This window comes from Xanthomonas sp. NCPPB 1638, from assembly GCF_041475635.2.
In the GTDB taxonomy this organism is placed as follows: Bacteria; Pseudomonadota; Gammaproteobacteria; order Xanthomonadales; family Xanthomonadaceae; genus Xanthomonas; species Xanthomonas cucurbitae.
Genome location: NZ_CM192984.1, coordinates 175,351 through 200,760, shown reverse-complemented (window position 1 = coordinate 200,760; position 25,410 = coordinate 175,351). Strand labels below are relative to the sequence as shown.

The window sequence follows — 25,410 nt, the reverse complement described above, 5'->3', positions numbered from 1 at the left end:
TGTCCCAGATGTTGCCGACGCGGTCAGCGTGCGCCTGCGCCGATTCCACGTCGGCGATGACGCGCAGTTAGCGCCGCATTGGCGAGGATGGTGATCTTGTGCGCGCAAGCGCACCTTCTGCAGGAGTTGGGTATGTCTCGTATTTTGGTGATCGGCGGCCATGGCAAGGTCGCGCGCCTGCTCACGCCGTTGCTGGTGCGCGACGGGCACCAGGTCACGGCACTGTTGCGCAATCCCGACCACCAGGCCGAGGTCGTCGCCGACGGCGCCACCGCACTGGTGTTCGACATCGAACAGGCCGACACCGCCACCATCGCCGCGCAGCTGGCCGACCACGATGCGGTGGTGTGGTCGGCCGGTGCCGGCGGCGGCGATGCCGCGCGCACCTATGCGGTGGACCGCGACGCAGCGATCCGCTCGATGCAGGCGGCCGAACAGGCACGCGTGCGCCGCTATGTCATGGTGTCGTATCTCGGCGCCGGGCTGGAACACGGGCTCGGGCCGGACGATGCCTTTTTCGCCTATGCCCAGGCCAAGGGTGCCGCCGATGCCTACCTGCGCGGTACCGCGCTGGACTGGACCGTGCTTGGCCCCGGTCGGCTGACCCTGGACCCGCCTACCGGCCGCATCACCCGCGACCCCGGCAGCGATGCCGACGGCGGCGTCTCGCGCGCCAACGTGGCCCAGGTGATCGCCACCGCGCTGGCGACGCCGGCCACCATCGGCAAGACGGTGGGCTTCATCGACGGCCAGACCCCGATCCCGCAGGCACTGTCGCAACTGGGCTGAGCACCCTGCCTGGCGGCCTGTGCCGGCCAGGCACTGGCTGCACGGCCTGACGATATCCAGCCGCCGGCGAGCAGGACCGCTAAGCGTTGGCGCTGCCGGAGGTGGGCACAGGGCATGCCCATACAAAAACAGGCACCGCGTGCGAACGCGGTGCCTGTGGAAGGTGGTCCAACTGCGGATGCCTGCACCCTTTAAGCTGCCTAGATGCTCTAGAACTGCACAGCTGGTAATACAAGTTACCGCCTGGTGCGTTAGTGTGATGTGCACTTCGGCCTGCGCATGAAGACAGCCTGCTCATGCTGCGTCGCAACTTGCCACGCCCTTCCAGTGTCCAGCCTGGTCGGCGGTGGACAACGCCACGCGCAACGCACGCTGCCGCGCCGTCGGCCGGATGCGCGGCATCCGCCACCGTCACGCGGGACGTGGGCGGGTGATGACCGCGCGCAGGCAGCCGCACGGGTGGGTTCCACATTGCCGCCATGCCCGCCATCGCCGATAGTCGCGACATCGACCGAACGATTGCCCACATGCTCGCCAACGTGTTGTTGCTCGCTACCGGCCTGGCCTTGGTCGCCACCGTCGTCGGTGTCCTGGTGTGGAGGCGTCTGCGGGGTCCCGCATCGCAGCCCGCGGCGGCGGCGATCAGCGTCGACGCGGTCTCCAACACCCCCGCCGATCCGACAGCGCCCGCGCCGCAATCGGTGGCCACGCCGCCGGATACCCTGCCCGCTCGACCGCCAGCGGCGAACGTCGCGCGCCCCCTGCCGTATGCACCGCCGCCGATGCGTCCGCTGTTGCGGCGCATGTATGCGGTGGTGATGGCCACTCCGTCGCTGGCCGACGGCGATCTGCCCATCGCCCCCGCGCAGGCCGCCGTGCTGGACGCGGTCGGCGACGCGCTCGCCCACGCCGACCTGCGCCCACACCTGCTGCCACGCCGCCCGCACCTGTTGCCGCAGCTGATGCGCGCGGTCAACGACCCGGATGCCTCCGGGCGCGCGATCGCCGCGATCATCGCGCAGGACCCGACACTGGCGGCCAACCTGTTGCGCATCGCCAACAGCGTGCTGTACCGCCCGCAAGGCGCGCCGCTGGAAAACCTGGAGCGCGCGGTGGTGCATATCGGCACCGAGGGTGTGCGCCAGATCCTGGCCGCGGCGGTGATGCAGCCGGTGCTGAGCCTGGATGGCGGCCTCCACGCGCGGCTGCCGGCCGCGGTCTGGGACTACGCCCTGCGCACTGCCACCGCCGCGGCCGCCTACATGCGCGAACACGGGGGCGACAGCTTGTCGGCGCAACTGGCCGGCCTGCTGCAGGGCCTGGGCGCAGTGGTGATCCTGCGCGCGCTGCGCGACGCCTATGCCGAACGCCCCGGCGTGCCCTATCAACTGGACGTGGCCGCCATCCTGGTCGAACGCCATACCGCCGCCGTGGCCAAGACCATCGCCACCACCTGGGAGCTGCCGCCCGCCGTGAGCACCGCCCTGGACGAGCAACGCCCCGAGCACGACGCGACCCTGCTGGCCAGCCCCCTGGGCCGTGCGCTGCGCTACGGCCGCCTGGCCGCCGCCCTGGCCTTGCTCGCCCGCCACGGCGCCGAGCAGGAAGATCACGCCCTCAGCGTGCTCGCCACGCTGCAGCCAGACGATGCCGCCAATGCCGCCCTGTGGCAGCGGCTGGTGGCGGCCAGCGTGGAGTGAGCCTGCAGGTGACGGCGGCTGACCGGTGCTGCCGACTGCCCATCGTCGGCACCGGTGCCGCGCGCTCGACGCAGCGGCCGGACCCGTGTTCGGCTGTCGGGTGACACGCTGTGCCGCACCCGGTGTTGCATCCAACGATCAACGCTCCACCGCGGCGATCAGTTCCTTCACCCGCGCCGTCAGCACGCTCACGCTGAAGGGCTTGGTCAGCACCGCCATGCGTGGCTCCAGGTGGTGGTCGTCCAGCAGTGCGTTCTCGGCGAAGCCGGTGATGAACAGCACATTGAGATCGGGGCGCTGGGCGCGGCTGGCGTCGGCCATCTGGCGACCGTTCATGCCGCCGGGCAGGCCGACATCGCTGATGAGCAGATCGATGCGCACCTGCGACTGCAGGATCTCCAGCCCGGCCGCGCTGTCGGCGGCTTCCATCACGGTATAGCCAAGCTCCTCCAGCACCTCGCCCAGCAGCAGGCGAATGGCCGGCTCGTCATCGACGATCAGCACCGTCTCGCCGTCGTCGGTGGGGGTGAGTTGCAGCGGCGCGGCATGCACATCGGGAGCTCCCGCATCGCCCAGGTGGCGTGGCAGGTAAAGGCTCACCCGCGACCCCTTGCCCACTTCGGAATGGATGCGGACCTGCCCACCGGACTGCTTGGCAAATCCGTAGATCATCGACAACCCCAGCCCGGTGCCCTCGCCCAACGGTTTGGTGGTGAAGAATGGATCGAAGGCGCGCGCCACCACATCCGGCGGCATGCCGGTGCCGGTGTCGCTGACACACAGCGACAGGTACGGCCCTTCGCGCATGCCCAGTTGCTGCGCCAGATCGTGATCGATCCAGTGATTGCCGGTGTCGATTCGCAGCGTCCCGCCATCGGGCATCGCGTCGCGCGCGTTGATGCACAGGTTGAGCAGTGCGTTTTCCAGCTGCGAGGCATCCACCAGCGCCGGCCACAATAGCGCGCTGGGCACGCTCTCCACGCGGATGCCCGGGCCCACCGTGCGCCGCACCAGCTCCAGGATATCGGCCACCAGCTGAGTGACGTTGGTGGGCTTGGGCAACAGGGTCTGCCGGCGCGCGAAGGCCAGCAGCCGATGGGTCAACGCCGCCGCGCGCGTGGCGGCGCTCTGGGCAATGCCCAGATAACGCGGCAGCTCCTGGAAACGCTGCTGCTCCAGCCGCAAGGTCATCAATTCCAGTGCACCGGAGATGCCCGCCAGCAGATTGTTGAAATCATGCGCCAGGCCGCCGGTCAGCTGGCCCACCGCTTCCATCTTCTGCGATTGCCGCAGCGCCTCTTCCACCACCATCAGTTCGGCGGTGCGCGCGGTGACGCGCTGTTCCAGGGTCTCGCTCAGTTCGCGCAGGGCGGTCAGTGCGCGGTCGCGTTCTTCGGACAGCGCATGCCGCGCATCGATGTCCAGCAGCACGCCGGGAAACCGCAGCGGCGTGCCGTCCGGCGCATGTTCCACGCGCCCATTGGCTTCCAGCCAGTAGTAGTTGCCGTCACGACGCCTGACCCGGTATTGGTGCGCATACGCACCGCCGCGTGCCACCGCTTCGCCGATCGCCGCACGCAGGCCGGCGCGGTCGTCTGGATGCACGTTGGCGATCACCACCTCCAGCGGCAGGCCGGTCCGCGGGCTGCAGGGATCGAAACCGAAATTCTCCGCGAATGCCTCGTCCACCGAAAACACATCGTTGCGCAGGTCCCAGACCCAGGTGCCGATGATCGCCCCGGCCGCCAGCGCCAGCTGCACCCGCTCGGCGTTGCCACGCGCGACGATTTCCGCTTCCAGCGCGCGATCACGCTCGGTCGTGCGGTTGACCACCTCGTGCACCAGATGCGTGTTCTCGTTGCTCAGCATCGCGTTCTGGATATCGCGATGCCGCTCGGCCGCCACCTGCGCGGTGGTCTCGATAGCGATATTGAGCAACCCCACGATGCTGCCGTCCTCGCCACGGATCGGGGACGCGGTGGCATTCCAGTAAGTGGTTTCGTGCACCCCGTTGCGCAGCATCGGCAAGGCGATCACCCCCTGGCCATAGCCCTCGCCGGTGCGCATCACCCGCGCAAAGTCTTCGGCGATCGGCGCATAGGTTTCGCCCCAGACCTCGGCCACCGGCTGCCCCAAGGCCTGCGGGTGACGGTCGCCCAGCGACTGCAGATACACATCGTTGTAGAGCATGCGCAGCTGCGGCCCCCACAGCACCGCGCCCAGCAGCCTGGCATTGAGCACCATCGACAACGCCGAGCGCAGCGACTGCGGCCAGGCTTGCGGGTCGCCCAAGGGGGTCGCGGCCCAATCGTGGGCGCGAATCGTCGCGCCCATGGCACCGCCGCCGGACAGGAACTCCAGGCCGTTCGGCGCGATGACGGGGTGGGCTGTACTCACGTGGCGGTCGCGCCTGTTGGAAGTGGCCGCATTGTGGCATGCAGGCGCTAGCAGAATGCAGGCGCTACGGCGGCAGGCCACCGCTGAAACCAACCGATTTAGCGTAGCCGGCGATAGGTGGCGAGCGGGCCATCCGGCCAGGGAAGCGATGGCGGGCCTGCCGCGTACGCGTGGACCGGCCAGGCCACGCCTGGCGGATCGGCAGCCAGGGAAGGACGCCTCGGGGGCTGCCACGCGCCGGCTTGTCGGCTACGCGCAGTGAGCGGCGAGCCGATGGACTGCCATCACCCCGACATCCCCTTCCCTGCTCGGCGCAGCGGAGATCCTGCGGTGTCGGGTCCAGGCTCGAATGCAGGCGACCAGGCGTACTACTGGTCTTTGGACCAATTACCATTTTCGTACCAAAATCCAATGTCTTGACACGCAACAAGGCGCCCTAATACGAAGATAAATAAACCATTACGCCCCACCCCGGACAAGACCCAGACACTGACCACTCCAGTACCAATTCCGTTAAAGTTTCGCCATCGCCAATGGATGAATTTATGCAACCGCACACAAAAGTCCTGATGTCATTATTTCCCTTGGCTTTGGCCGCATGTCATCCCGACGCACCCGACAAGCCAGCCGCTCCCCCTGTCGCCAACAATGGCAATGCCGCTGAAGCACCGAAGCCAACTGCCAAACTGAGCGCCAAATTCGATATCAGTGATCTGAATCAGAACGTCAGCGCGTGCGAGGATCTTTTCGAGCACGTCAACAGGAAATGGTTCGACGCAAACCCCATGCCGCAGGATGTGAGCCGATGGGGAATGTCGACGGTGCATTCAAATTTCACCAGCAAGGTCTTGCTCGACATACTGAAAAGCGCGGCAAGCCATCCACAGGCATCGCCAATCAGAACGATGCTGGGGACGCTGTACGCGTCCGGCATGGACGAACAAGCCATCGAAAAAGCCGGCCTAAGCCCCATTTCGGCACAGCTAGCCCTGATCGACGGCATCAAGCATCAGGACGGCGTGGTGGACTATCTCATCCAGCAGTCTTCCAAAGGAGACAGCCAGGTCTTTACCTTCGGCCCCACCACCGACGACCGGGATTCGACAAAGGTGATTGCCTCGGCGACGGAAGATGTCGTCAGCCTCCCGAGCAAGGAATACTACTTCGACAAGCAACACCAACAAATACGCGATGCGTACTTGGGCTACATCAAGAACGTTTTTGCACTGAGCGGCGCCAACGCTGGCGACGCCACGGATCTGGCGCGAAAGGCGTTGGACCTGGAAACGAAGTTGGCAGCATCCAGCATGTCGCCATTGGAAAGTCGCAAGGTTGAGATCTACTACAACCCTGTCAACCTCCAGCAGGCGCAGCAGATCACCCCTCATTTCCCATGGAACACATTCATTGCAGCGCAAGGCCTGCAAGCCGCTCCAACGTTGTCGCTGACCAATGAAAGATTCTTCCGTTCTTTCGACGCGCTCCTGGTGGATGCCTCCGTCGATCAATGGAAGGCCTATCTGAAATTCAGATTGATCGACAAGGCCTCGCCATGGTTGAGCAGGAATTTCGCCGATAACCATTTCGCGTTCTACAAGAAGACACTGGGTGGACAGCCGTCGCAGGAGCCTCGCGAGCGGCGAGTATTGAAGGATGTGGAGACGGCGATGGGCGAAGGGCTCGGCCAGATCTACGTGCAGGAGAACTTCAGCCCAGCGGACAAAGCCAAGTCCATCGAATTGATCGACAAGCTCAAGGCCGCCATGAGGGACCGCATCCAACAGTCCAGCTGGATGAGCCCACAGACGCGACAACGCGCCTTGGTGAAGTTGCAGAGCATTCTCGTTCGTGCAGGCTACCCCGATCACTGGCGTGATTGGAGCGGCTTGCAGCTGAGCCAGGACGGCTACTACCACAACCTGGCCGCTGCCCGTGCGTTCAACTACAGGCATGCGCTCAGCAAGATCGGACAGCCCAAGGACCTGAGCCAATGGTTCGTGACGCCACAGACGCTGGACGCCTTCTACAACCCCAACGACAACAGCATCAATATCCCCGCAGCCATGCTGCAGCCTCCGCTGTTCGACAGCGGCAATGACCTGGCCATCAACCTGGGAGGCATTGGCGCCTTCATCGGGCATGAAATCACCCACGCATTCGATGACCAGGGCAGCAAGTTCGACGGCAAGGGCAACAGGGTTGACTGGTGGACGCCTGGCGACCGCAAGAAATTCGATGCCCTGGCGCAGCGACTGGTCACCCAGTTCGACACCTACAAACCCATCAAGTCCAGACCCGACATTCACGTCAACGGCCGATTCACCCTGGGCGAAAACATCGCTGATTTCGGCGGCATCCACCTGGCCTACACCGCACTGCAAACGTCCATCCGGCAGGATCCGAGCCTATCGGCGCCGATTGACGGCTACACGCCGAACCAGCGGCTGTTCTTTGCCTGGGCACGTCTGTGGCGCAGTGAAATGCGTGAACCGCAGCAGATCATGAGCTTGTCGAGCAACCCACACTCTCCCACAAGTGTGCGCACCAACGCCGCACCGTCGAACATGCCCGCATTTGCCGAGGCATTCGCGTGCAAGCCCACAGACCCGATGGTGCGGGCGAAGGATGCGCAGACCATGATCTGGTAACGATGGCCATGCCGCATGGAAACAGCAGTGACGCGCCTTGCCGCGAGTGGTTGCCATCATCGCAGGCCATGCACGCCAACGCAGCACGACGGCGTACCTGCCCGCATCGCGCGGGCAGGTACGCCTCGCGATGCGGGAGGAGACCTCGATCAGGCCGGGCTGCTCTTCCTTGACAGCCACCGTGCCGGACTCCTCTACGCACCACGCTTCATTCCCCAACCCCGTTCCAGGTTAGGTTGGCGCGTCGCACCGCCTTCGCGTCTCAGCTCAAGGTCAACGTGGTGCCTTCGGCAACGGCACGGAAGCTCTGCGCGCCACCGCCGACGGCGGTATAGACGATGGCAAAATTCTTCTTCACCCCAGGGCTTGGGTCGCCACCGAAAGTCGCGTTGTTGACGGCGATCGTCGTGCCACCGTTGTCGACCAACCATTGACAGATGGAAGTCACGTCAAACCCGTTGCTGGCCGTGCCATAGAGCGCATGCACGATCTTGAAGCTCGGCGTGCCTGGGCCAGCAACCGGCGTGGTCGCCGTCGGCGGATTGGGGACCAGATCGATCGTCGCGTTCTCGCTGCAGCCCAACGCAATCGGGTTTCCGCCGTTCAATGCCGGGTTGGTGTAGAGGATGGCAAATTTCTTCACGGTGCCGGGATCCGGATCGCCGAATGTCGCGTTGTTCGCGGTGATATCGTCGTTTCCCGTATCGACGATTTGCTGACATACCTGCGTCACGTCGATGCCTGTGGTGCCAGTGCCATAGACAGCAGAAATGATGGTGTTAGCCATGATGACGTCTCCTTGCTGCAGGACTGGGAAGGCCGCCCCGCTTCGCCTCTTGCCCAGCACCAGCCAACCTGCCGGCATCCGGGCACAACATCGCGATTTGAACGACGCATCGCCTTCGCCAGCGCGCGCCGACGCACGGGATGCAGCTCCGTCCAACCGATCAAGTCCTTGCCGGGTGCGGGACGCCAGCAGGTTCCACATACGAGCGTCTGCGTGGAACACGTGAGCTAAACGCAATGCGCCAGTTATTGGCGGTCGTCCTGGAACACGCCCACCTTCTTCGCCCCACCAGCCGTCAACGCGATTGACTTTAGAAATCCCGAAGTGGACATACCCGACGTAACGTCTCAATCTTGTGGGAAATGCTGGAAGGACCAGATACACCAAGACGCCCGGACGCATCAATCTATCCGTACGAGTGCGTGCAGCAGCAACAGCCTCTCGATGCGCTTGCGCTTGCGGGTCCCATCGACACCACAGAGCGCGTGCAAGAGATGTCTGACGAAATCATCGTTCACCTACTGACCAGAAGCAGGCATCGTCCCCGACAGACGTCATCCCGTCTTCAAACCATCGTCGGATATTCCTCTCCGGACTCTCCGACATGGCACGCCCTCCTCGCCTGGACATCCCAAACGTTGCCCAGCATGTCGTGCAACGTGGCAACGACCGTATGCCGTGCTTCTTTGAAGACGTCGACTACCGCCATTACCTGACCATGCTGCAGGAAGCCGCGACTGCGCAAAGCTGCCGGATTCATGCCTACGTGCTGATGACCAATCATGTACATCTCATGGCGACGCCGTCCTCGAAGGGGGGCGTCTCGCGCATGATGCAGACGCTCGGCCGGCGCTATGTCAGCTACATCAACAGCAAGTACCGACGCACTGGCACACTCTGGGAAGGCCGCTACAAAGCCTGTCTGGTCGACGCCGAACGGTATGTCCTGGCCTGCTATCGATACATCGAGCTCAACCCAGTACGAGTCGCGATGGTGGCGGACCCTGGCGCCTACCGCTGGTCAAGCCATCGCCACAACGCCCAGGGCATCCACGACGCATTGATTACTTCACACGAAACCTATCTGGCGCTGGACATACAGCCGATGAAGCGTCTTGCTGCGTATCGTGCGTTGTTCGCTGAGGTCCTTGACCAACAGCGCCTTGCAGAAATTCGCAGCTACCTCGAACAACAACGTGCACTTGGCACACCGCGCTTCCAGACACAGATCGAAGCGATGCTGGGCCGCTGCGTCACCACTCGACCGCGTGGACGGCCGAGCAGTTCATCCAAGTGATGTTGGTAAATCACTCTGACCCCTTTGTTCGGACCCCTTTGTTCGCCCTCGCCTTTGTTCGGGGAAACGGGGTCAGATTCACTTCTACAAGTGATGTTGGTCGGGGAAACGGGGTCAGATTCACTTCTACAAGTGATGTTGGTAAATCACTCTGACCCCTTTGTTTGACCCCTTTGTTTTGTTGACGTTTCTATTCCCTGCACGCTGCCCATTGCACGACAAGCGGATCCGCTGCGTTGGCCCGATGGAGATGGCGATGCACCGCGTACTGCAAGTGACTGCGCGCCGCGCCAGTCCTGACAGAGCTTGTTCCAACCCCGATTCCCGGACTCAAGCATTCTCCCAACCGTGAACGGCACACATCTTCGACACTACGCTCTTGCCGTTTCGACATCGGTAGGTCGACCATGGATTCGAGGGTGTAGTTCTTGACAATTTGAGGGTATCGAATGACCTCAAGGAAAAGATCCTCGGCTCCGTCAAGGTCCATTTCCTTGGCGTCATCCAGCATATTCTGCGTAATTCTACTTCCCGGACCACCATCAACCATCTTTTTGGCAAGGAAAATAGCAGGACTATTGGTCAGACCTACGCCATCACGCACAAAAAAGTGAATCTCGACGTGGGGTGGTACCTGAAAATAGCCCCATTCGCTCTCATGCAAACCATGCCCCCACAGTACGATCAATGGCATCTAGCACCTCCTGCCCATAAGATAAAATAAAAATCATCGCCAAGCACATATAGCTCGGAATTCATATGCTCTGCGCTCCTTTTAGCTCTGATTTGGCATTATCGAAATCTTGTTCACCGCGCACCCGATAATTCCGAAAATTCATTTCTTTCTCGCCTCAATGACAGACTTGTAATAGATGTTTTCGCGCAGCTGGGTATAGGCCCGGATTTCTTCCCCGTCGTTTGTCCAGATCGTCCTGTTGATATGGGGTGGCTTCATGTTGATGGTCCGCCCATTCGTGTAGTGTCCGTCTGCATAGGGTTCCTCCCCATTTTTCAAGCCCTTCTGCCGGCGAGCGTAGAGGAATTCTCCCAACCACGATTGAGTCGGGAGCAGCGTCTGCAGGCGTTCGGTAGCGATCTGCGGGCACCTGAATGTCTCAGCGTAGATGTTCTGTCGATAGTCCTCCGCACCGTCGAAGCAGTCCACCAGGAAATTCCACATATAGGCTCGCTGTGGCCCGCCTTGTGCGAGAAACGTCCGGGTGGAACGGTACTGGACTGACTTGGCGTAATAATTGGCCGCCACCTCGCCGAATCGCTGGACCAGCAGAAGCCACTGTATCGCGTGCGTGAACTCGCCATGGGCGCGGGTGAAAAGGTCGCGGAACATGATCTTCTCCCCCACTACATCGTTGAAATCAGCAGGGCTGATCTGGCCATTGAGAATGACCACATGCCTACTGAACCCGTAATAGGATGCATATTTTCCAAGCGCACAGGAGAAGGCGCCGAGACGGCGATAATTGACGCCATCGCGCTGTACCTCACGGAACTTTACGTATTCCGTGCCCAGCTCAAAAGATAGGTCCTTGACCGCCGACGCAAGCGCTTCGTTGTCCGACAGGAAACTGGCCATGCGCGCGAAGACGAGCATGTCCCTCATCCGCTGCGTCGCTTCGATCTTGACACCATCGACAACCTGGAAATTCTCATCCAGGAACAACACCATTTCCAATTCCGATGCATCACTGATCTTCATCGAAGTCCTCTCTTCGGTTTTGTCCGTGCGCGCCTGCGCCTGTCAGTGGAACAGGTACGAGAAGCCGTCTGGATTCGTGCTCATTCCTACGCCTCCGATGGATGCATGGTGTGCAAGCCGCCCCAGGAACTCCCTCGACATCTTCGGCAACATCGAATTCGTCAAAATCGCATCAATCATCCGCCCACCCGACTCGCTCTCTGTGCACCGGCTCACCACCAGCTCCACCACCGAATCGTCATACTCGAACGGAATTTTGTAGCGCTCCTCGATCCGCTTCTTGATGCGATTCAACTGCAACCGCACGATCTGTCCGAGCATGGCGTTGCTCAGCGGGTAATACGGAATCGCCACCAACCGCCCGAGCAATGCCGGCGGAAAAACTTTGAGCAACGGCTCGCGAATAGCCTTGGCCATGCCCTCCGCATCCGGCAGCAATTCCGGGTCTTTGCACAGGCTGGCGATCAGATCGGTGCCGGCGTTGCTGGTGAGAATGATTAAAGTGTTGCGGAAGTCGATGCGGCGGCCTTCGCCGTCTTCCATCCAGCCTTTATCGAAGACCTGGAAGAACAGTTCGTGGACGTCGGGGTGGGCTTTCTCCACTTCGTCCAGCAGCACCACCGAGTACGGCTTGCGTCGCACTGCTTCGGTGAGCACGCCGCCCTCTCCATAGCCGACATAGCCCGGCGGTGCGCCCTTGAGCGAGGAGACGGTGTGTGCCTCCTGATACTCGCTCATGTTGATGGTAATCAGGTGTTGTTCGCCGCCGTACAAGGTTTCGGCCAGGGCGAGTGCGGTTTCGGTCTTACCGACGCCGGAGGTGCCGGCGAGCAGGAACACGCCGATCGGTTTGTCCGGGTTGTCCAGGCCGGCACGGCTGGTCTGGATGCGCTTGGCGATCATCTCCATGGCGTGGTCCTGGCCGATCACGCGCTTGGCCAGTAGTTCGGGCAGGCGCAGCACGGTGTCGATCTCGTTGCGCGCCATGCGTCCAACCGGGATGCCGGTCCAGTCGGCGACCACGGCAGCCACCGCCTGGTAGTCGACCGTGGGCAGGATCAACGGCGATTCGCCTTGCAGTGCGGCCAGTTCCGCCTGTACCAGTTGCAGGCGCGCGAGCAGCGTGTCGCGATTAACCTGCACCGGTGCTTCGAGCACGGCAGTGTCGCCAAACGCCGCCTGTGTGGCATCGGCATCGGCCTCCGCTTCCAATGCACTGCCAGTGCCTTCCACCGGTGCATTGCCGCTACGCAGTTGCGCACGCAACGACAGCAGCTCGTCCACCAATGCTTTCTCGCCAACCCAGCGCTGCTCAAGATCACGCAGGCGGCCATGCTCGCGTTCCAGCAGGCCAGCACACGCAGCAGCACGCTCCTCCACCACGATGCCAATCGCACGCTCGCGCTCGATGATGGCGTGCTCGGTGTCCAGCGCTTCGATGCGGCGGCGGCTGTCGTCCACTTCCGCAGGCGTGGCATGCAGGCTGACCGCGACGCGGGCACAGGCGGTGTCGAGCAGGCTCACCGATTTGTCCGGCAGCTGGCGGGCGGGGATATAGCGGTGGCTGAGCTTGACCGCCGCTTCCAGCGCTTCGTCGAGGATCTGCACACTGTGGTGCTGTTCCATCATCGAGGCGACACCGCGCATCATGCGTACCGCCTTGGCCTCGTCCGGCTCGTCCACCTGCACGGCCTGGAAGCGCCGGCTCAGTGCGGGGTCTTTCTCGATGTACTTCTTGTATTCGGCAAAGGTGGTCGCGCCCACGGTGCGCAGCGTGCCGCGTGCCAGTGCCGGCTTGAGCAGGTTGGCGGCATCGCCGGTACCGGCCGCGCCGCCGGCGCCGACCAGGGTGTGGGTTTCATCCACAAACAGGATGATGGGCTTGGGGCTGGCCTGCACCTCGTCGATGACCGCGCGCAGGCGCTGTTCGAACTCGCCCTTCATGCTGGCGCCGGCCTGCAGCAGGCCCACATCCAGCGTGCGCAGTTGTACGTCCTTCAATGCGGGTGGCACATCGCCACGTGCGATGCGTTGCGCGAAGCCTTCCACCACCGCGGTCTTGCCGACGCCGGCCTCGCCGACCAGGATCGGGTTGTTCTGGCGGCGGCGCATCAGGATGTCGACCACCTGGCGGATCTCGTCGTCACGGCCGATGATCGGGTCGAGCTTGCCCTCGCGCGCTTGTGCGGTGAGGTCGGTGGTGAATTTCTTCAGTGCCTCCTGTTTGCCCATTGCGGCCGGCGCAATGGCACCACTGGCCTCCCCGGGTGCAGCGGTCTGGCCGAGTGAGAAACCATCGCTGGGCAACAGGCCATCTTCCGGCGAACCGGCCACGATCTGCGCAAAGTGTTCGTTGAGTGCCGCAGGTTTTAGCTTTTCGAATTCCTTGGAGATCGCCAACAATGCATTACGCAGGCCGCGCACGCTCAGGATGCCGACCAGCAGATAACCGGTGCGCACCTGCGCCTGCCCAAAGCTGAGCGAGGCATACACCCAGCCGCGCTCCACCGCTTCTTCGACATTGGCCGACAGGTCGGTGACGGCGGTGGAGCCACGCGGCAGGCCATCCAGCGCGGTGGTGACATCGCGCGCCAGCGTGGACGGATTGAGTTGGAAGTGCTTGACGATGCGGTGCAGGTCCGAGTCCTGCAGCTGCAGCAATTGATGCAGCCAGTGCACCAGCTCCACGTACGGGTTTCCGCGCAGCTTGCAGAACACGGTGGCGCTTTCGATACCGCGATACGCCAGCGGGTTGAGCTTGCCGAACAGGGCACTGCGGGAGATCTCGGCCATGATGCGTCCTTCGAAGTCGGTACGTTGCGTGTGAGCGAAAGGCAGAGCGGTGCGCGTCAGCCCGATGGGCGCAGCAGTACCTCGTCGGCGTCGGCGATGCTCCAGGCGCGGCGGCCGATCCAGGTATCCAGGCCCAGTCGGCTGTTGCGTGCCAGCTGCGGGGTGGGCACCTCGTCGGCCTTGAGCACCAGCTGCAGTTCCCAGCCGAACTCGTCGCCCAGATAGCTACGCACCGCGGCGGTCAGCTGGCGCAGCGCCTGGCCGCCCGGCAGGAAGCGTTGAAACGCGATGCGTGGCAATGGCCCCAGCCGGATACGCACGCGTTGCTGCGCACCACGCACCTGTACACCGACCACGCTGTCCACGCCGAGCTGCGCATTGCGCGGGCCCAGGCCCAGCCGCAACTGGGCGTCGGCAGGTAGCCGCATCCATTCGGCAATGAATTCCTGCACCTGCACCGGCCACTCGAACAACTGCTGCAGCAAGGCGCGCAGACCCTCTGGCGTGCGCGTGGCTGCGCCCAGGCGACCGGCGTAGTAACGACGTGCATCGTCCGGCAATGCATCGCGCTCGCGCAGGTGCGGGCTGGCGATGCCGACCAGCGCATCCAGCCAGCCGCGGAACTGGTCGCAGGTTGCGCGCTCGGCCTGCACCGTGGGCTGCGCCTGTGCCCACGCGCGGTAGAACAGGCTGAGCATGCGGTGATGGAACACATCGGCAAACGCGGCAAAGGTGCCGTCCTTGGCTTGCTGCGCACGCTCGATGGCGTATTCGGTCACATGCAAGGGCAATGGCGCATTGGGACCGAACAGGCCCAGAAACAGGCCATACAGCGCAGCGGGCTGGTCGTCTGTTGCTGGCGTATAGCGGTCCAGTGCATGCGGTGCAAAGGCCAGCGACGGCGTGTGGCGCAGGCGCACCGCATCGTCCACGGCGCGGGCGGATTCGCCCAGGCGAGGATGCTGCGGATGGCAGCGTTCGATCGCGCGTAGGGCTGCGAACGGGCTGAAATCCTGTGGCCGGGTCTGCAGCGCTTGTGCCAGCGCCGCAGCCGCCGCGCTCACAGGCGCGGGCGCGTGCCGGGCTGGGCTGGCCATCGGGCCACCTCGTTGCGTTCGGTGGTGCGCAGGACGGTTTCGGTGAACGAATTCACCGAGACATAGCGCGCAAAGAAGTGCCGCAGCACTGAGGCCAGCAGGAATGCACCGGTACCTTCGAACGCTGCGTCCTCGCAGGTGAGGGTGATTTCCAGGCCGCGGCCGAAGGTGATCGGGCCAGGCACCGGAATGCGCCGCACGATCGGCGTGCCGGTCACCTGCTTGATGCCTTCGATCTGGCGTTGCGCGGACGCATCGAACGGGTCGCTATACAGCGTCAGGATCTCGCGCAGCGCGGCCGCGCCGTTGGGGCCGTCTTCGAACAACGACAGGTAATTGAGCTGCAACTGGCTGAGCAAGCGCCATGCGGTCTGCCCATCGGACAACGCCGGACGCGGCTTGGTCGGCCCGGCCACGCAGCGCACGCTGCGCACCGGCACGCCGTTGTCCATGGTGAAGTCGCTTGCGCCCTTGCCCACCGGCATGTGCAGCGGCAGATCGCGGTTGCTGCACCACAGCTGCAAGCCGAGTTGGCGCAGGCTGCTGGCCTGCGCCTGGTCATTGGCATCGACCAGGCTGACGAAGACCTCGCTGCCGACATAACTGGAGCGCGCCCCGTCGCGACGTTGCCGCGCAGACAACACCCGCGGCTCGCGGCGCATGCTGTAGAACGCGCCATGCCGGGCATGCCAACTACGTGCGTCGCCGCCATAGAACGGGGTGAAGCGCTGCTCCGGCTCCTGGCGGTCGCCGAAGCCTTCCACCTCGCCCAGGTGATGGATCTCGAAATCCATTGGCCGGGTGCGGTCGGCCAGTACGTGGTACTCGTGCTGGCCGGGCTGCAGATGGATACGGTCGGCGCGACGCTCGAACAGATTGATCGCCGGCGTGCAGAACAACTTGACGTGTTCGGCACTCACTGCGGCCGCCAGGCTGGGCACGCTGCGCTCCAACAACACCACCAACTCGAGGCTGCTGCCATGCAGGCGGCGCAGCGGCGCACGCAGGCCGGTGAACTCGGCGAACAGGAAGCGCTCCGGGCAGGCGAAGTATTCCTGCAATAGGCGGTAGCCACTGAACGAGCGGCCATCTTAGGGAATCAGCGCATCCTCGTCGGCAAAGCCACGCATCTGCAGCGTGTGCGCGGCCAGTGTGGTTTCCACGCTGGCGCCGCCAGCATCGTTGCCGCGCACGACCACCGCACTGGTGTCGGCATGCAGCTGTTCGTACAGCCGCTTGGGCAGGCCATCGGCACCGGCCAGGAAGATCGGCAGGCGATCGAGCGCTAGCGCCTGCACCTGTGCGCCCCCCACCAGCTCCAGCCGCAGGCGGATGCCCGCACGCACGGTGCGCCCCGCCGGCAGGCCGATGCCGGCGGCGGCGAGCGCGGCCGGCGAATCCAGGTACTTGGCTTCAGCTACCTGCAGCGGCCACAGCGTCACTGCATGCGCGGTGCGGAACTCGCAGGCGGTACGTTCGCCGGGGCCGATCAGGCTGCGCAAGGCGCTCTGGCGTGGCACCGTCACCCCGGCGGCCAGGCCGCTGTCTTTCAGGTCCGGCTGCAGCTGCACCACCGCCATCGACGGCAGCGGCGCCAGGTAATGCGGGTAGACCATGTCCAGCAGGTGCTGAGTGAAGACCGGATACTGCGCGTCCAGCTTGAGCTGCACGCGCGCGGCCAGGAATGCGAAGCCTTCGAGCAGGCGCTCCACGTACGGGTCGGCGCATTCGAACGCATCCAGCCCCAGCCGCCCGGCGATCTTGGGATACTCGCGCGCAAACTCGGCGCCCATGTCGCGCACATGCTGCAGTTCGCGGCTGTAGTACGGAAGCAGGCGCGGGTCCATCTCAGCCATGCCCTTCGACGACATCGAGCCGCCCGGTTTCCAGGTCCAGCGCGGTCTTCAGATACAGATTCAACGGCAGCGGCTGCGCCCACATCTCCGATTCGATGGTGAACAGCAGCGAGCGCCGGTCCATGCGCGTGGCATCGGCGTGCACGCTCACCCGCAGCGTGTCGGCAATCAGGCGTGGTTCGAACGCCAGGATCGCCTCGCGGATGCGCTGCTGCAGCGCCGCCGCATCGATACCGGTAACCGCCACGCCGGCCAGATCCGGGATACCGAAGTTGAGCACCGAGCGCTGCACCTGTGGATATGCGCCCAACGGATGGCTGGTCTCCAGGTTCACCGCATTCAACAACCACGCCAGATCGCGGATCACGCATTCACGCAGGCGCGTGGCCGAAATCACGCGTTGCTCGCGGCTCTCTTCGCGCTGGCCGGGCACGGTGTCGGTGAGCCGGTCCAGCAGCGAGGGCTGCAGGCGTTCGGTGGTGGTGAGCTCGGCCATGGTGGCTCAGCCCAGGTCGAACTGCAGATGGCGCACGTCCAGCAATGCGACCTCGCGCGATTCGGTGCTCCACATGCGCTGGCCCAGGCCGATTTCGCCCTGCGCACCTTGCGTCCATTCCGTACGGCGCGCCAGCTGCAGCTCGCCGGCATCCAGGTGCTCGCTGCCCGGATACCGCACCGGCATGTAGGCAAACGCCTGCCCGCCGTTGCGCCACAGCACGCTTACCGGCGCCCACACGGTATCGCGCAGGTCCACCGGCGCTTCGAAACGCAGCTGATGGATCTGTTGCAACGGTGCCCAGGCATAGCCGCTGTCGAGCATCAGTTCGAGACATGGCCCGAAGCGCGTATCGGCGTCGGACAGCCATGCGAAGCGTTCGCCATCGAGCACGCCCGCGCTTGCCGGTGCCAGTTCGAAGGCCTGCAGACGCAACGCGTTCGCCTGCCCGCCATGGCCTTGCGCCGATAGCCGCAGCGCCTGCAGATGCAGCGCCAGCCACTCGGCCGGTTCGCCGATCACATGCGGCAAGCGGGTACCGGCGAAGACATCCGCGCGGGTCTGCTCACCCTGCAGCACCGTCAGGTAGGTCTGCACCAACGGCTGCGTGGTGCCATCCAGCTCGCCGCAGGCACGCAACTGGTCGGCCGCGCGCGACCATTGGCCCAGCACGGCCAGCAGCTGGAACAGGAACACGCGCTGCGCAGCATCGGCCGGTTGCCGGCGTACCTGCTGCACCAGCTGCTGCAATGCCTGCGCCGGCTCGCCACGGGCAAGCAGGCTGTGTGTGGTGGCATCCATCACGCGTTGCCTTATCGAAGAGGGTAGCGGTGCCGGCTCGCGGCACCGCAAGAACATGCGCGCAGCAAGGTGTGACTGCGCTGCAAGCGTGCTCGCTGTGTCCTGCGTCAGTTAGGCGCCTTTCGCGACCTGCTGCATGTCGTACACAAACGGCTTGGGAGCGCCGTCAGCGGAGCCATCAGGCTTTTGCGGCTGGAAGGTGTATTGAAATTTGCCGAAGTGCAGGGTGATGTTCTCGGTCAGCCGATCCTCGCCGCCAGAGCCACCGGTCGATACAGAGGTGACAAGCACGCCGTTCGATAAATGCAACGTCACATAATCGGTCTGCTCACCGGTGGCGTTGGTGACATAGAGCCATGCTTCCTCCAACCGCGCGCCGGTGCAGGCGGCCTGCAGCAACGCATTCGAGCTTTTGTCCACGTATTTCGTCAGCGAGATGTCCTGCACATGCGCTTTACCACCGCCGGACGTTCCGCCAGCGCTGTGGAGGTCGCCGGAATTGCTGGCGCCCCAAGACCAAGCGAGGACAGGAATCTCACCCTTGTGCTTGGCGTGGCCAGAGCTGCCTTCGATGGTGACACCACCACCCTTGAACTTGAGATGCATATCGAACGCCATGGAATCACTCCTCAATAAAACGGGCTAAATCGGACGATCCGGACAGAATTGACGGACCGTGTCAGTAATCAGGCCTTGGCCTGAGATGGCAACCGGGAAACCAACCGTAGCGAGACGGTCAAACCTTCCAGCTGGTAGTGCGGTTTCAGGAAGAATTTGGAGGTGTAGTAGCCCGGGGCTCCCTCCACTTCCTCCACCAACACTTCGGCCGCAGCCAATGGGTGGCTAGCCTTGTATTCCTCGCTCGAATTGGCTGGATCGCCGTCCACGTAATTCAAGATCCATTTGCCTAGCCAACTCTGCATTTGCTCGCGACTACTGAAGCTGCCGATCTTGTCGCGCACGATGCACTTGAGGTAATGCGCAAACCGGCAGCAGGCGAACATGTATGGCAGACGCGCGCCCAGTGCGGCATTGGCGGTGGCATCGGAGTCATCGTATTCGTCGGGCTTGTTCAAGGACTGCGCGCTGATGAAGGCGGCCATGTCCGAGTTCTTGCGATGCACCAGCGGCATCAGGCCCATCTTGTCCAGCTCGGCCGAGCGGCGGTCGGTGATGGCCACTTCGGTGGGGCACTTCATGTCCACGCCACCGTCGTCGGTGGGGAAGGTGTGCGTGGGCAAGCCTTCCACTGCGCCGCCGGATTCGATGCCGCGGATGCGCGAACACCAGCCGTACTGCTTGAACGAGCGGTTGATGTTCACCGCCATTGCATAGGCGGCGTTCTGCCAGGTGTATTTGCTGGAATCGGCGCCGGCGGTGTCTTCTTCGAAATCGAACTCGTCCACCGGGCTGGTGGCTGCGCCATACGGCAGGCGCGACAGCGTGCGCGGCATCGCCAGGCCGATGTACTTGGAGTCTTCCGATTCGCGCAACGAACGCCACGCGGCATAGTCCGGCGTGGAGAAGATCTTGGCCAGATCGCGCGGGTTGGACAGCTCGTTCCAGTTGTCCATGCCCATCAGCTTGGGCGCGGCGGCGGCAATGAAGGGGGCATGCGCGGCGGCGGCGACCTGCGCAATGCCGTTGAGCAGTTCCACATCCGGCGGGCTGTTGTCGAAGGAGTAATCGCCGACCAGGCAGCCATACGGCTCGCCACCGAGCTGGCCGTACTCCTGCTCGTAGACCTTCTTGAAAACCGGACTCTGATCCCAGGCGGTACCCTTGTAGCGCTTGAGCACCTTGCCCAGTTCCTTCTTGCTGATATTCAGCACGCGGATCTTGAGCTGCTGGTCGGTCTCGGTGTTGTTGACCAGGTAGTGCAGGCCGCGCCAGGCACCTTCCAGCTGCTGCAGATCGGCGTGATGCAGGATCTGGTTGAGCTGTTCGGTAAGGGTACGGTCGATCTCGGCGATGTAGGCCTTGATGGTCTGCGAGACGTCTTCGCTGACCACATCGCTGCGCGCGAGCACCTGCTCGGCCAAGGTGCGGACTGCCGATTCCACTTCTTCCTTGGCGCGTTCGCTCTTGGGGCGGAACTCGCGATTGAGCAGCGCGGCAAAATCGCCTTGCTCGTTTGTTTCGGTGCGGCTGCTGGCCAGTGCGGCTTCGGTGGCGGACATGGCGTTACGCTCCTTCCGGTTCGGCGGCGGGCTTGGCCGCCGACACCAGCGACTGCAGCAACGCCGGGTCGCGGATGGCATTGGCAATCAGCTGCTCGGCACCGGCCTTGCCATCCATGTAGGTATCCAGGTTGGCCAGCTGGGTGCGCGCTTCCAGCAACTTGGCCAATGGCGCGACCTTGCGTGCAATGGCGGCCGGTGAAAAGTCGTCCATGCTTTCGAAGGTGATATCCACCGCCAGCTCGCCTTCGCCGGTGAGCGTGTTGGGTACCTTGAACTGCGCACGCGGGCGCATCGACTGCAGCCGGCTGTCGAAGTTGTCGACATCGATCTCCAGTGCCTTGCGCTCGTCCAGCGAGGGCAGCTCGCCAGCGTTGGCGCCGGACAGGTCCGACAGCACGCCCATCACGAACGGAATCTGCACTTTCTTCTGCGCGCCGTAGACTTCCACGTCGTATTCGATCTGCACGCGTGGCGCCCTGTTGCGGGCGATGAACTTCTGACTGCTGGCCATGCCTGATCTCCGATTGAGCTTGCCCGTTGCGCCACCGTGTCTGGGACGGGCGCTACCTTGTGACTGGGGATGTCGCCGGCCGGATTGATGGCCTGCGGCCTACGTGCGACGCCGGTGGTGCGGGCCATCCCGCAACTGCCGCGCACCACGCGGACCGAAGCGACAGGCCGTGCGGTGACGCCTTTTCAGCGCTGCGGCGAGTCTAGGAATGGCCGGGGGCTGTCACCCGACAAATCGTCTCAATCACGCCGATGCGTGACGCATCACCGACTTCGTGAAGAGGACGTGATGGGTTGCCGCTGCTTTTTTCGGTTGATCCATGGACAGGCCCCGGGGAGTGGGCCGCAGGCAGCACCGCATGAGCATGGGTTACTACAGCGCCATCGTTTCGCAGGCGTACGCGGCTACCGAGACGCCAGCGCCGTTGATGGTCGATCTTCTGGCATACGTGCAGGAACACATCGGCGAGGCGGAGCTTGGCACCGAGTCGCTGCAGCAGGCGTTCGCGCTGTCGCGCGCGTCGTTGTACCGGCTGTTCCAGTCGCGCGGGGGGGTGGCCAGCTACATCCGCGAGCAGCGGCTGAGCACTGCACATCGCTATCTGCAGGCCTACCCGGACTGCAGCCTGACCTGGTTGTTGTACGAGATGGGCTTCACCTCGGAGCGGCAGTTCCAGCGCGCCTTCCAGCAACGCTTTGGGATGCCGCCGATGCAATGGCGCCGCCAGTGCCGCGCCAAACCGCATGCGCCGGCGCCGCGCCGCGGCCATTACATGCCGATGTGGCGCTTCATGCGCGAGCTGACCCAGGCGACGCCGCCACAGGCAGCCGCCGCCTCGCGCCCTGGCGTGCCATCGGTCTACGGCGCGCCACTGGTGCACGCCGAGGCGCTACGCCGCCTGGCTCGGCCGGCGCACGACACGCTGGGCCAGCTGGAGTCGATGGACGCCTGAGCGCCTGCAGCTGGCTGTTTCGCGCAAGCCGGGCAGCACTTGGTCGGTAGCGCGCGTCGCGCCCGGGTGCGCTCCTGCGGTTGGATGCCTTGGCGGATGTATCAGCGGATCACCAGCACCGGAATCGTGCTGTGGGTGAGCACTTCCACCGTCTGGCTGCCGAGCAGCATGCGCCGCATGCCGCGACGGCCGTGCGAGGTCATGATGATGAGATCGCTCTTGCAGTGCTCGGCGGTCTGCACGATGCCCTCGGCGGCGAAGCGATCCAGCACGTGGTGCGAGCGCGCCTTGAGGTTGGCCGCTGCGGCCAGTTCCAGCGCCGGGCGCAGGATCTTCTCCGCCGCCGCCTCGCGCTCGGTGCGGTATTCCGGGCTGGCTTCGTAGCCCACGCTCCAGCCCATCGCGTCGTACATGCCCATGGCCCAGGGCTCGGAGACGGTCACGATGTCCACGCTGGCGCCGGTGGCCTTGGCCAGTTCCAGGCCCTGGAACAATCCCCGATGCGACAGCTCGGATGCATCGATGGCGATGAGAAGACGTTTGTACATGGTGACCTCCTGCAGGGATGGCATTGCTGCCGATGGTTGGGGCTGGACGCACGGTGGCATGTGCGGGTGGCTTACGCATTGATGTGGATCACTGCGTCGATCGTTGCCGAATGCGCTGGCGCGGCATTACCCGGCAAGCGCAGCAGTGCGGGGAATCGTTCGCTGGCGTGCAGGGCATGCGGCGGCCTGCAGCTGCGTATTGGTAGCGCTGTACAGTTCGCCTGACAGCATCTGCTGTTTTTCCGTCTGCATGGCCCCGCGTCCCGGGTGTAATGAAGCCGGTGGGCAGGGTGACATGGATGCAGCGGCGAATGCATCGCGCGATGCACCAATGGGTATCGCCAGGTTGGCATGTCCGCTAACAGCCAATCGCTGGGGTTTGCTGTCGCGTCGCAACCACGTCATCGATGCATAGGGATTTGCGGGCTGCTTGCTTGCCCCGCCAACGCGGGCGACGGATGCGTAGAGCCCCTGGCTGAGTTGATCGAATGCCCCCATCCGCCCTTTGGGCACCTTCCCCCGCAGGCGGGGGAAGGAAGTGCGAGGGCACAACACCGCTGGACACGCTCCGGCTACACCACCGTCAGATTGGCGTACGCCATCACCAACCACTTGGCGCCTACTTCGTCGAACTGCACCTGCACCCGCGCATGCGCGCCGGCACCTTCGTAGTCCACGACCACGCCACCACCAAATTTGGGGTGCTCGACATTGGCACCGAGCTTGATCGGCGCCGCCTCCACGATGCCGTGCACCGGGCCACCGCGTGCCGCGCCCAGCGATGCAGTGCGCGAGACCTGCACCTTCGGGCGCACTTCGTTGAGCAGATCGCGCGGGATCTCGCGCAGGAAGCGCGAGGGCACGTTGTAGTTGTCCTGGCCATGGATGCGGCGCGATTCGGCGTAGCACAGCACCAGTTTCTGCCGCGCGCGGGTGATGCCCACGTAGGCCAGGCGGCGCTCTTCTTCCAGCCGGCCGGTTTCTTCCAGCGAGCGCGCGCTCGGGAACAGGCCATCTTCCAGCCCGACCAGGAACACGATCGGGAATTCCAGGCCCTTGGCCGAATGCAACGTCATCAGCTGCACGCCTTCCTCGCCGGCCTGTGCTTGGCCTTCGCCCGCTTCCAGCGAGGCGTAAGCGAGGAACGCGACCAGCTCGGTCATGCCCTGGCTGTCTTCATCGTCCGGGCGGGTGAAGCGCGAGGCCACCGAGACCAGTTCGTCCAGGTTCTCGGTGCGCGATTCCGAATCCAGCCCACCGCGACTTTCCTTGGCCCAGTGGTCACGCAGGCCCGAGCGCATCAGCACGTGGTCGATGCGTTCGGCCAATTCCATTTCGCCGGTCTCGGCATGCAGCTGGCCGACCAGGCTCACAAACCCGGCCAGGGCGTTGCGCGCGCGCGCGGCCAGGCTGTTTTCCTGCGTGGCCAGCATCGCCGCTTCCCACAACGACAACGCATTGGCGCGCGCCAGCCGGCGCACTTCGTCCAGCGTGCGGTCGCCGATGCCGCGGGTGGGCGTATTGACCGCGCGTTCGAACGCGGCGTCGTCGCTGCGGTTGGTGAGCAGGCGCAGGTAGGCCAGCGCGTCCTTGATTTCCGCGCGCTCGAAAAAGCGCATGCCGCCATACACGCGGTACGGCAATTGCTCGGAGATCAGCGCCTCTTCCAGCGCGCGCGACTGCGCATTACTGCGATACAGCACCGCCACTTCGCCATAGCTGCCGCCATCGCGCACCCACTGACGCGCGCGCTCGACCACATAACGCGCTTCGTCCACCTCGTTGTAGGCCGCATACAAATCGATCGGGTCGCCATCGCCCGAGTCGGTCCACAGCTGCTTGCCGATCCGGTCCGGGTTGTGCGCGATCACCGCATTGGCCGCGCCCAGGATCGTGGCGCTGGAACGGTAGTTCTGCTCCAGCCGCACGGTCTGCGCGCCGGGGAAATCCTTCAGGAAGCGCTGCACGTTCTCGACCTTGGCGCCGCGCCAGCCATAGATGGCCTGGTCGTCGTCGCCCACCACGAACACATGGCCCGACTCTCCGGCCAGCACGCGCACGAAGGCGTACTGGATGGCGTTGGTGTCCTGGAACTCGTCCACCAGAATTTCGCGGAAGCGCGCGCGGTAGTGCGCCAGCAGCGCCGGCGTATCGCGCAGCAATTCGTGCGCGCGCAACAGCAACTCGGCGAAATCCAGCAGGCCGGAGCGGTCGCAGCGTTCCTGGTAGGCGGCGTACACCTGCCGGCGCACCTCGGTCCAGTCGTCGTTGGGCTCGGGCTGGATATGTTGCGGACGGCGGCCTTCGTCCTTCTGTTCGTTGATCCACCAGCTCAGTTGCTTGGGCGGGTACTTGCCTTCGTCCAGCTCCAGCGACTGCACCACGCGCTTGACCAGCCGCAGCTGATCGTCGCTGTCCATGACCTGGAAGCCTTCCGGCAGCCGCGCGTCCTGCCAGTGCAGGCGCAGCAGGCGATGCGCCAGCCCGTGGAAGGTGCCGATCCACATCCCGCGGCTGCCGTTGCGCAGCTGCAGGTCGGTGCGGTGGCGCATTTCGCCAGCGGCCTTGTTGGTGAAGGTCACCGCGAAGATGCCGTGGTTGGGCACTCCCTGGACTTCATTGAGCCAGGCGATGCGATGGATCAGCACGCGCGTCTTGCCGGAGCCGGCGCCGGCCAGCACGAGGTAATGCCCCGGCGGCGCGGAAACGGCCTCGCGCTGGGCGGGGTTTAAATGATCGAGCAAATGAGAGACATCCACCGCCGTATTTTACCGGTTGTGGCGTCGCTGCGGCTGAGATTGCGATGAAGCGGTTGGGATTGCGAGGCTTCGCACGGAC

17 protein-coding genes and 2 pseudogenes are annotated in these 25,410 nt (G+C 64.1%); 5 read left to right on the top strand and 14 right to left on the bottom strand.

Annotated elements, in window-relative coordinates; genetic code table 11:
• The first annotated feature begins 132 nt into the window (after positions 1 to 132).
• Together ACCQ13_RS00840 and ACCQ13_RS00835 are read left to right on the top strand one after the other, a co-directional pair.
• A complete protein-coding gene (locus ACCQ13_RS00840) occupies positions 133 to 789 on the top strand; it encodes an SDR family oxidoreductase (RefSeq protein ID WP_104604631.1) in 657 nt (218 codons plus the stop codon).
• A 479-nt stretch (positions 790 to 1,268) separates the two neighbouring features.
• Entirely contained in the window at positions 1,269 to 2,489 is a 1,221-nt protein-coding gene (locus ACCQ13_RS00835; protein WP_249027664.1) for an HDOD domain-containing protein, read from the top strand.
• A gap of 138 nt (positions 2,490 to 2,627) precedes the next feature.
• Here ACCQ13_RS00835 and ACCQ13_RS00830 read toward each other — a convergent pair whose 3' ends face one another.
• Positions 2,628 to 4,823: an ATP-binding protein gene (locus ACCQ13_RS00830; RefSeq protein ID WP_167526990.1), complete on the bottom strand. Its 2,196-nt coding sequence runs from the start codon at positions 4,821 to 4,823 to the stop codon at positions 2,628 to 2,630.
• A gap of 632 nt (positions 4,824 to 5,455) precedes the next feature.
• Here ACCQ13_RS00830 and ACCQ13_RS00825 point away from each other — a divergent pair.
• Entirely contained in the window at positions 5,456 to 7,534 is a 2,079-nt protein-coding gene (locus tag ACCQ13_RS00825; protein ID WP_159406453.1) for a M13 family metallopeptidase, read from the top strand.
• Positions 7,535 to 7,796: 262 nt separating this feature from the next.
• Here ACCQ13_RS00825 and ACCQ13_RS00820 read toward each other — a convergent pair whose 3' ends face one another.
• A complete protein-coding gene (locus tag ACCQ13_RS00820; protein WP_159406452.1) occupies positions 7,797 to 8,321 on the bottom strand; it encodes a hypothetical protein in 525 nt (174 codons plus the stop codon).
• 604 nt (positions 8,322 to 8,925) lie between these two features.
• Here ACCQ13_RS00820 and ACCQ13_RS00815 point away from each other — a divergent pair.
• Complete coding sequence (locus ACCQ13_RS00815; RefSeq protein WP_159406451.1) at positions 8,926 to 9,618, top strand: transposase; 693 nt, start codon at positions 8,926 to 8,928, stop codon at positions 9,616 to 9,618.
• 190 nt (positions 9,619 to 9,808) lie between these two features.
• Here ACCQ13_RS00815 and ACCQ13_RS00810 read toward each other — a convergent pair whose 3' ends face one another.
• From ACCQ13_RS00810 to tssB, 10 genes and pseudogenes are all read right to left on the bottom strand, one after another.
• Positions 9,809 to 10,312, bottom strand: coding sequence for a putative adhesin (locus ACCQ13_RS00810; RefSeq protein ID WP_146090344.1), 504 nt, complete (start codon positions 10,310 to 10,312; stop codon positions 9,809 to 9,811).
• Between the two features lie 141 nt (positions 10,313 to 10,453).
• On the bottom strand, positions 10,454 to 11,335 hold the full coding sequence (locus ACCQ13_RS00805; RefSeq protein ID WP_104604614.1) for a LirA/MavJ family T4SS effector: 882 nt from the start codon (positions 11,333 to 11,335) through the stop codon (positions 10,454 to 10,456).
• Between the two features lie 42 nt (positions 11,336 to 11,377).
• On the bottom strand, positions 11,378 to 14,128 hold the full coding sequence (tssH, locus tag ACCQ13_RS00800; protein ID WP_159406450.1) for a type VI secretion system ATPase TssH: 2,751 nt from the start codon (positions 14,126 to 14,128) through the stop codon (positions 11,378 to 11,380).
• A gap of 56 nt (positions 14,129 to 14,184) precedes the next feature.
• On the bottom strand, positions 14,185 to 15,225 hold the full coding sequence (tssG, locus tag ACCQ13_RS00795) for a type VI secretion system baseplate subunit TssG (RefSeq protein WP_159406449.1): 1,041 nt from the start codon (positions 15,223 to 15,225) through the stop codon (positions 14,185 to 14,187).
• Positions 15,189 to 17,072 (bottom strand): annotated as a pseudogene (tssF, locus tag ACCQ13_RS00790) (type VI secretion system baseplate subunit TssF). The gene tssG and the pseudogene tssF overlap by 37 nt, the downstream one beginning before the upstream one ends.
• 1 nt (position 17,073) lies before the next feature.
• On the bottom strand, positions 17,074 to 17,577 hold the full coding sequence (tssE, locus tag ACCQ13_RS00785) for a type VI secretion system baseplate subunit TssE (RefSeq protein WP_159406448.1): 504 nt from the start codon (positions 17,575 to 17,577) through the stop codon (positions 17,074 to 17,076).
• A 6-nt stretch (positions 17,578 to 17,583) separates the two neighbouring features.
• Positions 17,584 to 18,378: a type VI secretion system accessory protein TagJ gene (locus tag ACCQ13_RS00780; protein ID WP_159406447.1), complete on the bottom strand. Its 795-nt coding sequence runs from the start codon at positions 18,376 to 18,378 to the stop codon at positions 17,584 to 17,586.
• A 111-nt stretch (positions 18,379 to 18,489) separates the two neighbouring features.
• Positions 18,490 to 18,996, bottom strand: coding sequence for an Hcp family type VI secretion system effector (locus tag ACCQ13_RS00775; protein WP_104603441.1), 507 nt, complete (start codon positions 18,994 to 18,996; stop codon positions 18,490 to 18,492).
• A gap of 68 nt (positions 18,997 to 19,064) precedes the next feature.
• Complete coding sequence (gene tssC / locus ACCQ13_RS00770; RefSeq protein WP_104603442.1) at positions 19,065 to 20,558, bottom strand: type VI secretion system contractile sheath large subunit; 1,494 nt, start codon at positions 20,556 to 20,558, stop codon at positions 19,065 to 19,067.
• Positions 20,559 to 20,562: 4 nt separating this feature from the next.
• Positions 20,563 to 21,072: a type VI secretion system contractile sheath small subunit gene (gene tssB / locus ACCQ13_RS00765; protein ID WP_159406446.1), complete on the bottom strand. Its 510-nt coding sequence runs from the start codon at positions 21,070 to 21,072 to the stop codon at positions 20,563 to 20,565.
• A gap of 293 nt (positions 21,073 to 21,365) precedes the next feature.
• Here tssB and tagK point away from each other — a divergent pair.
• A pseudogene (tagK, locus tag ACCQ13_RS00760) lies at positions 21,366 to 22,024 on the top strand (transcriptional regulator TagK).
• A gap of 101 nt (positions 22,025 to 22,125) precedes the next feature.
• Here the strand turns inward: tagK and ACCQ13_RS00755 are convergent.
• On the bottom strand, positions 22,126 to 22,572 hold the full coding sequence (locus ACCQ13_RS00755) for a universal stress protein (RefSeq protein ID WP_104603505.1): 447 nt from the start codon (positions 22,570 to 22,572) through the stop codon (positions 22,126 to 22,128).
• A 572-nt stretch (positions 22,573 to 23,144) separates the two neighbouring features.
• On the bottom strand, positions 23,145 to 25,331 hold the full coding sequence (gene uvrD, locus ACCQ13_RS00750; protein ID WP_159406445.1) for a DNA helicase II: 2,187 nt from the start codon (positions 25,329 to 25,331) through the stop codon (positions 23,145 to 23,147).
• Between the last annotated feature and the right edge of the window lie 79 nt (positions 25,332 to 25,410).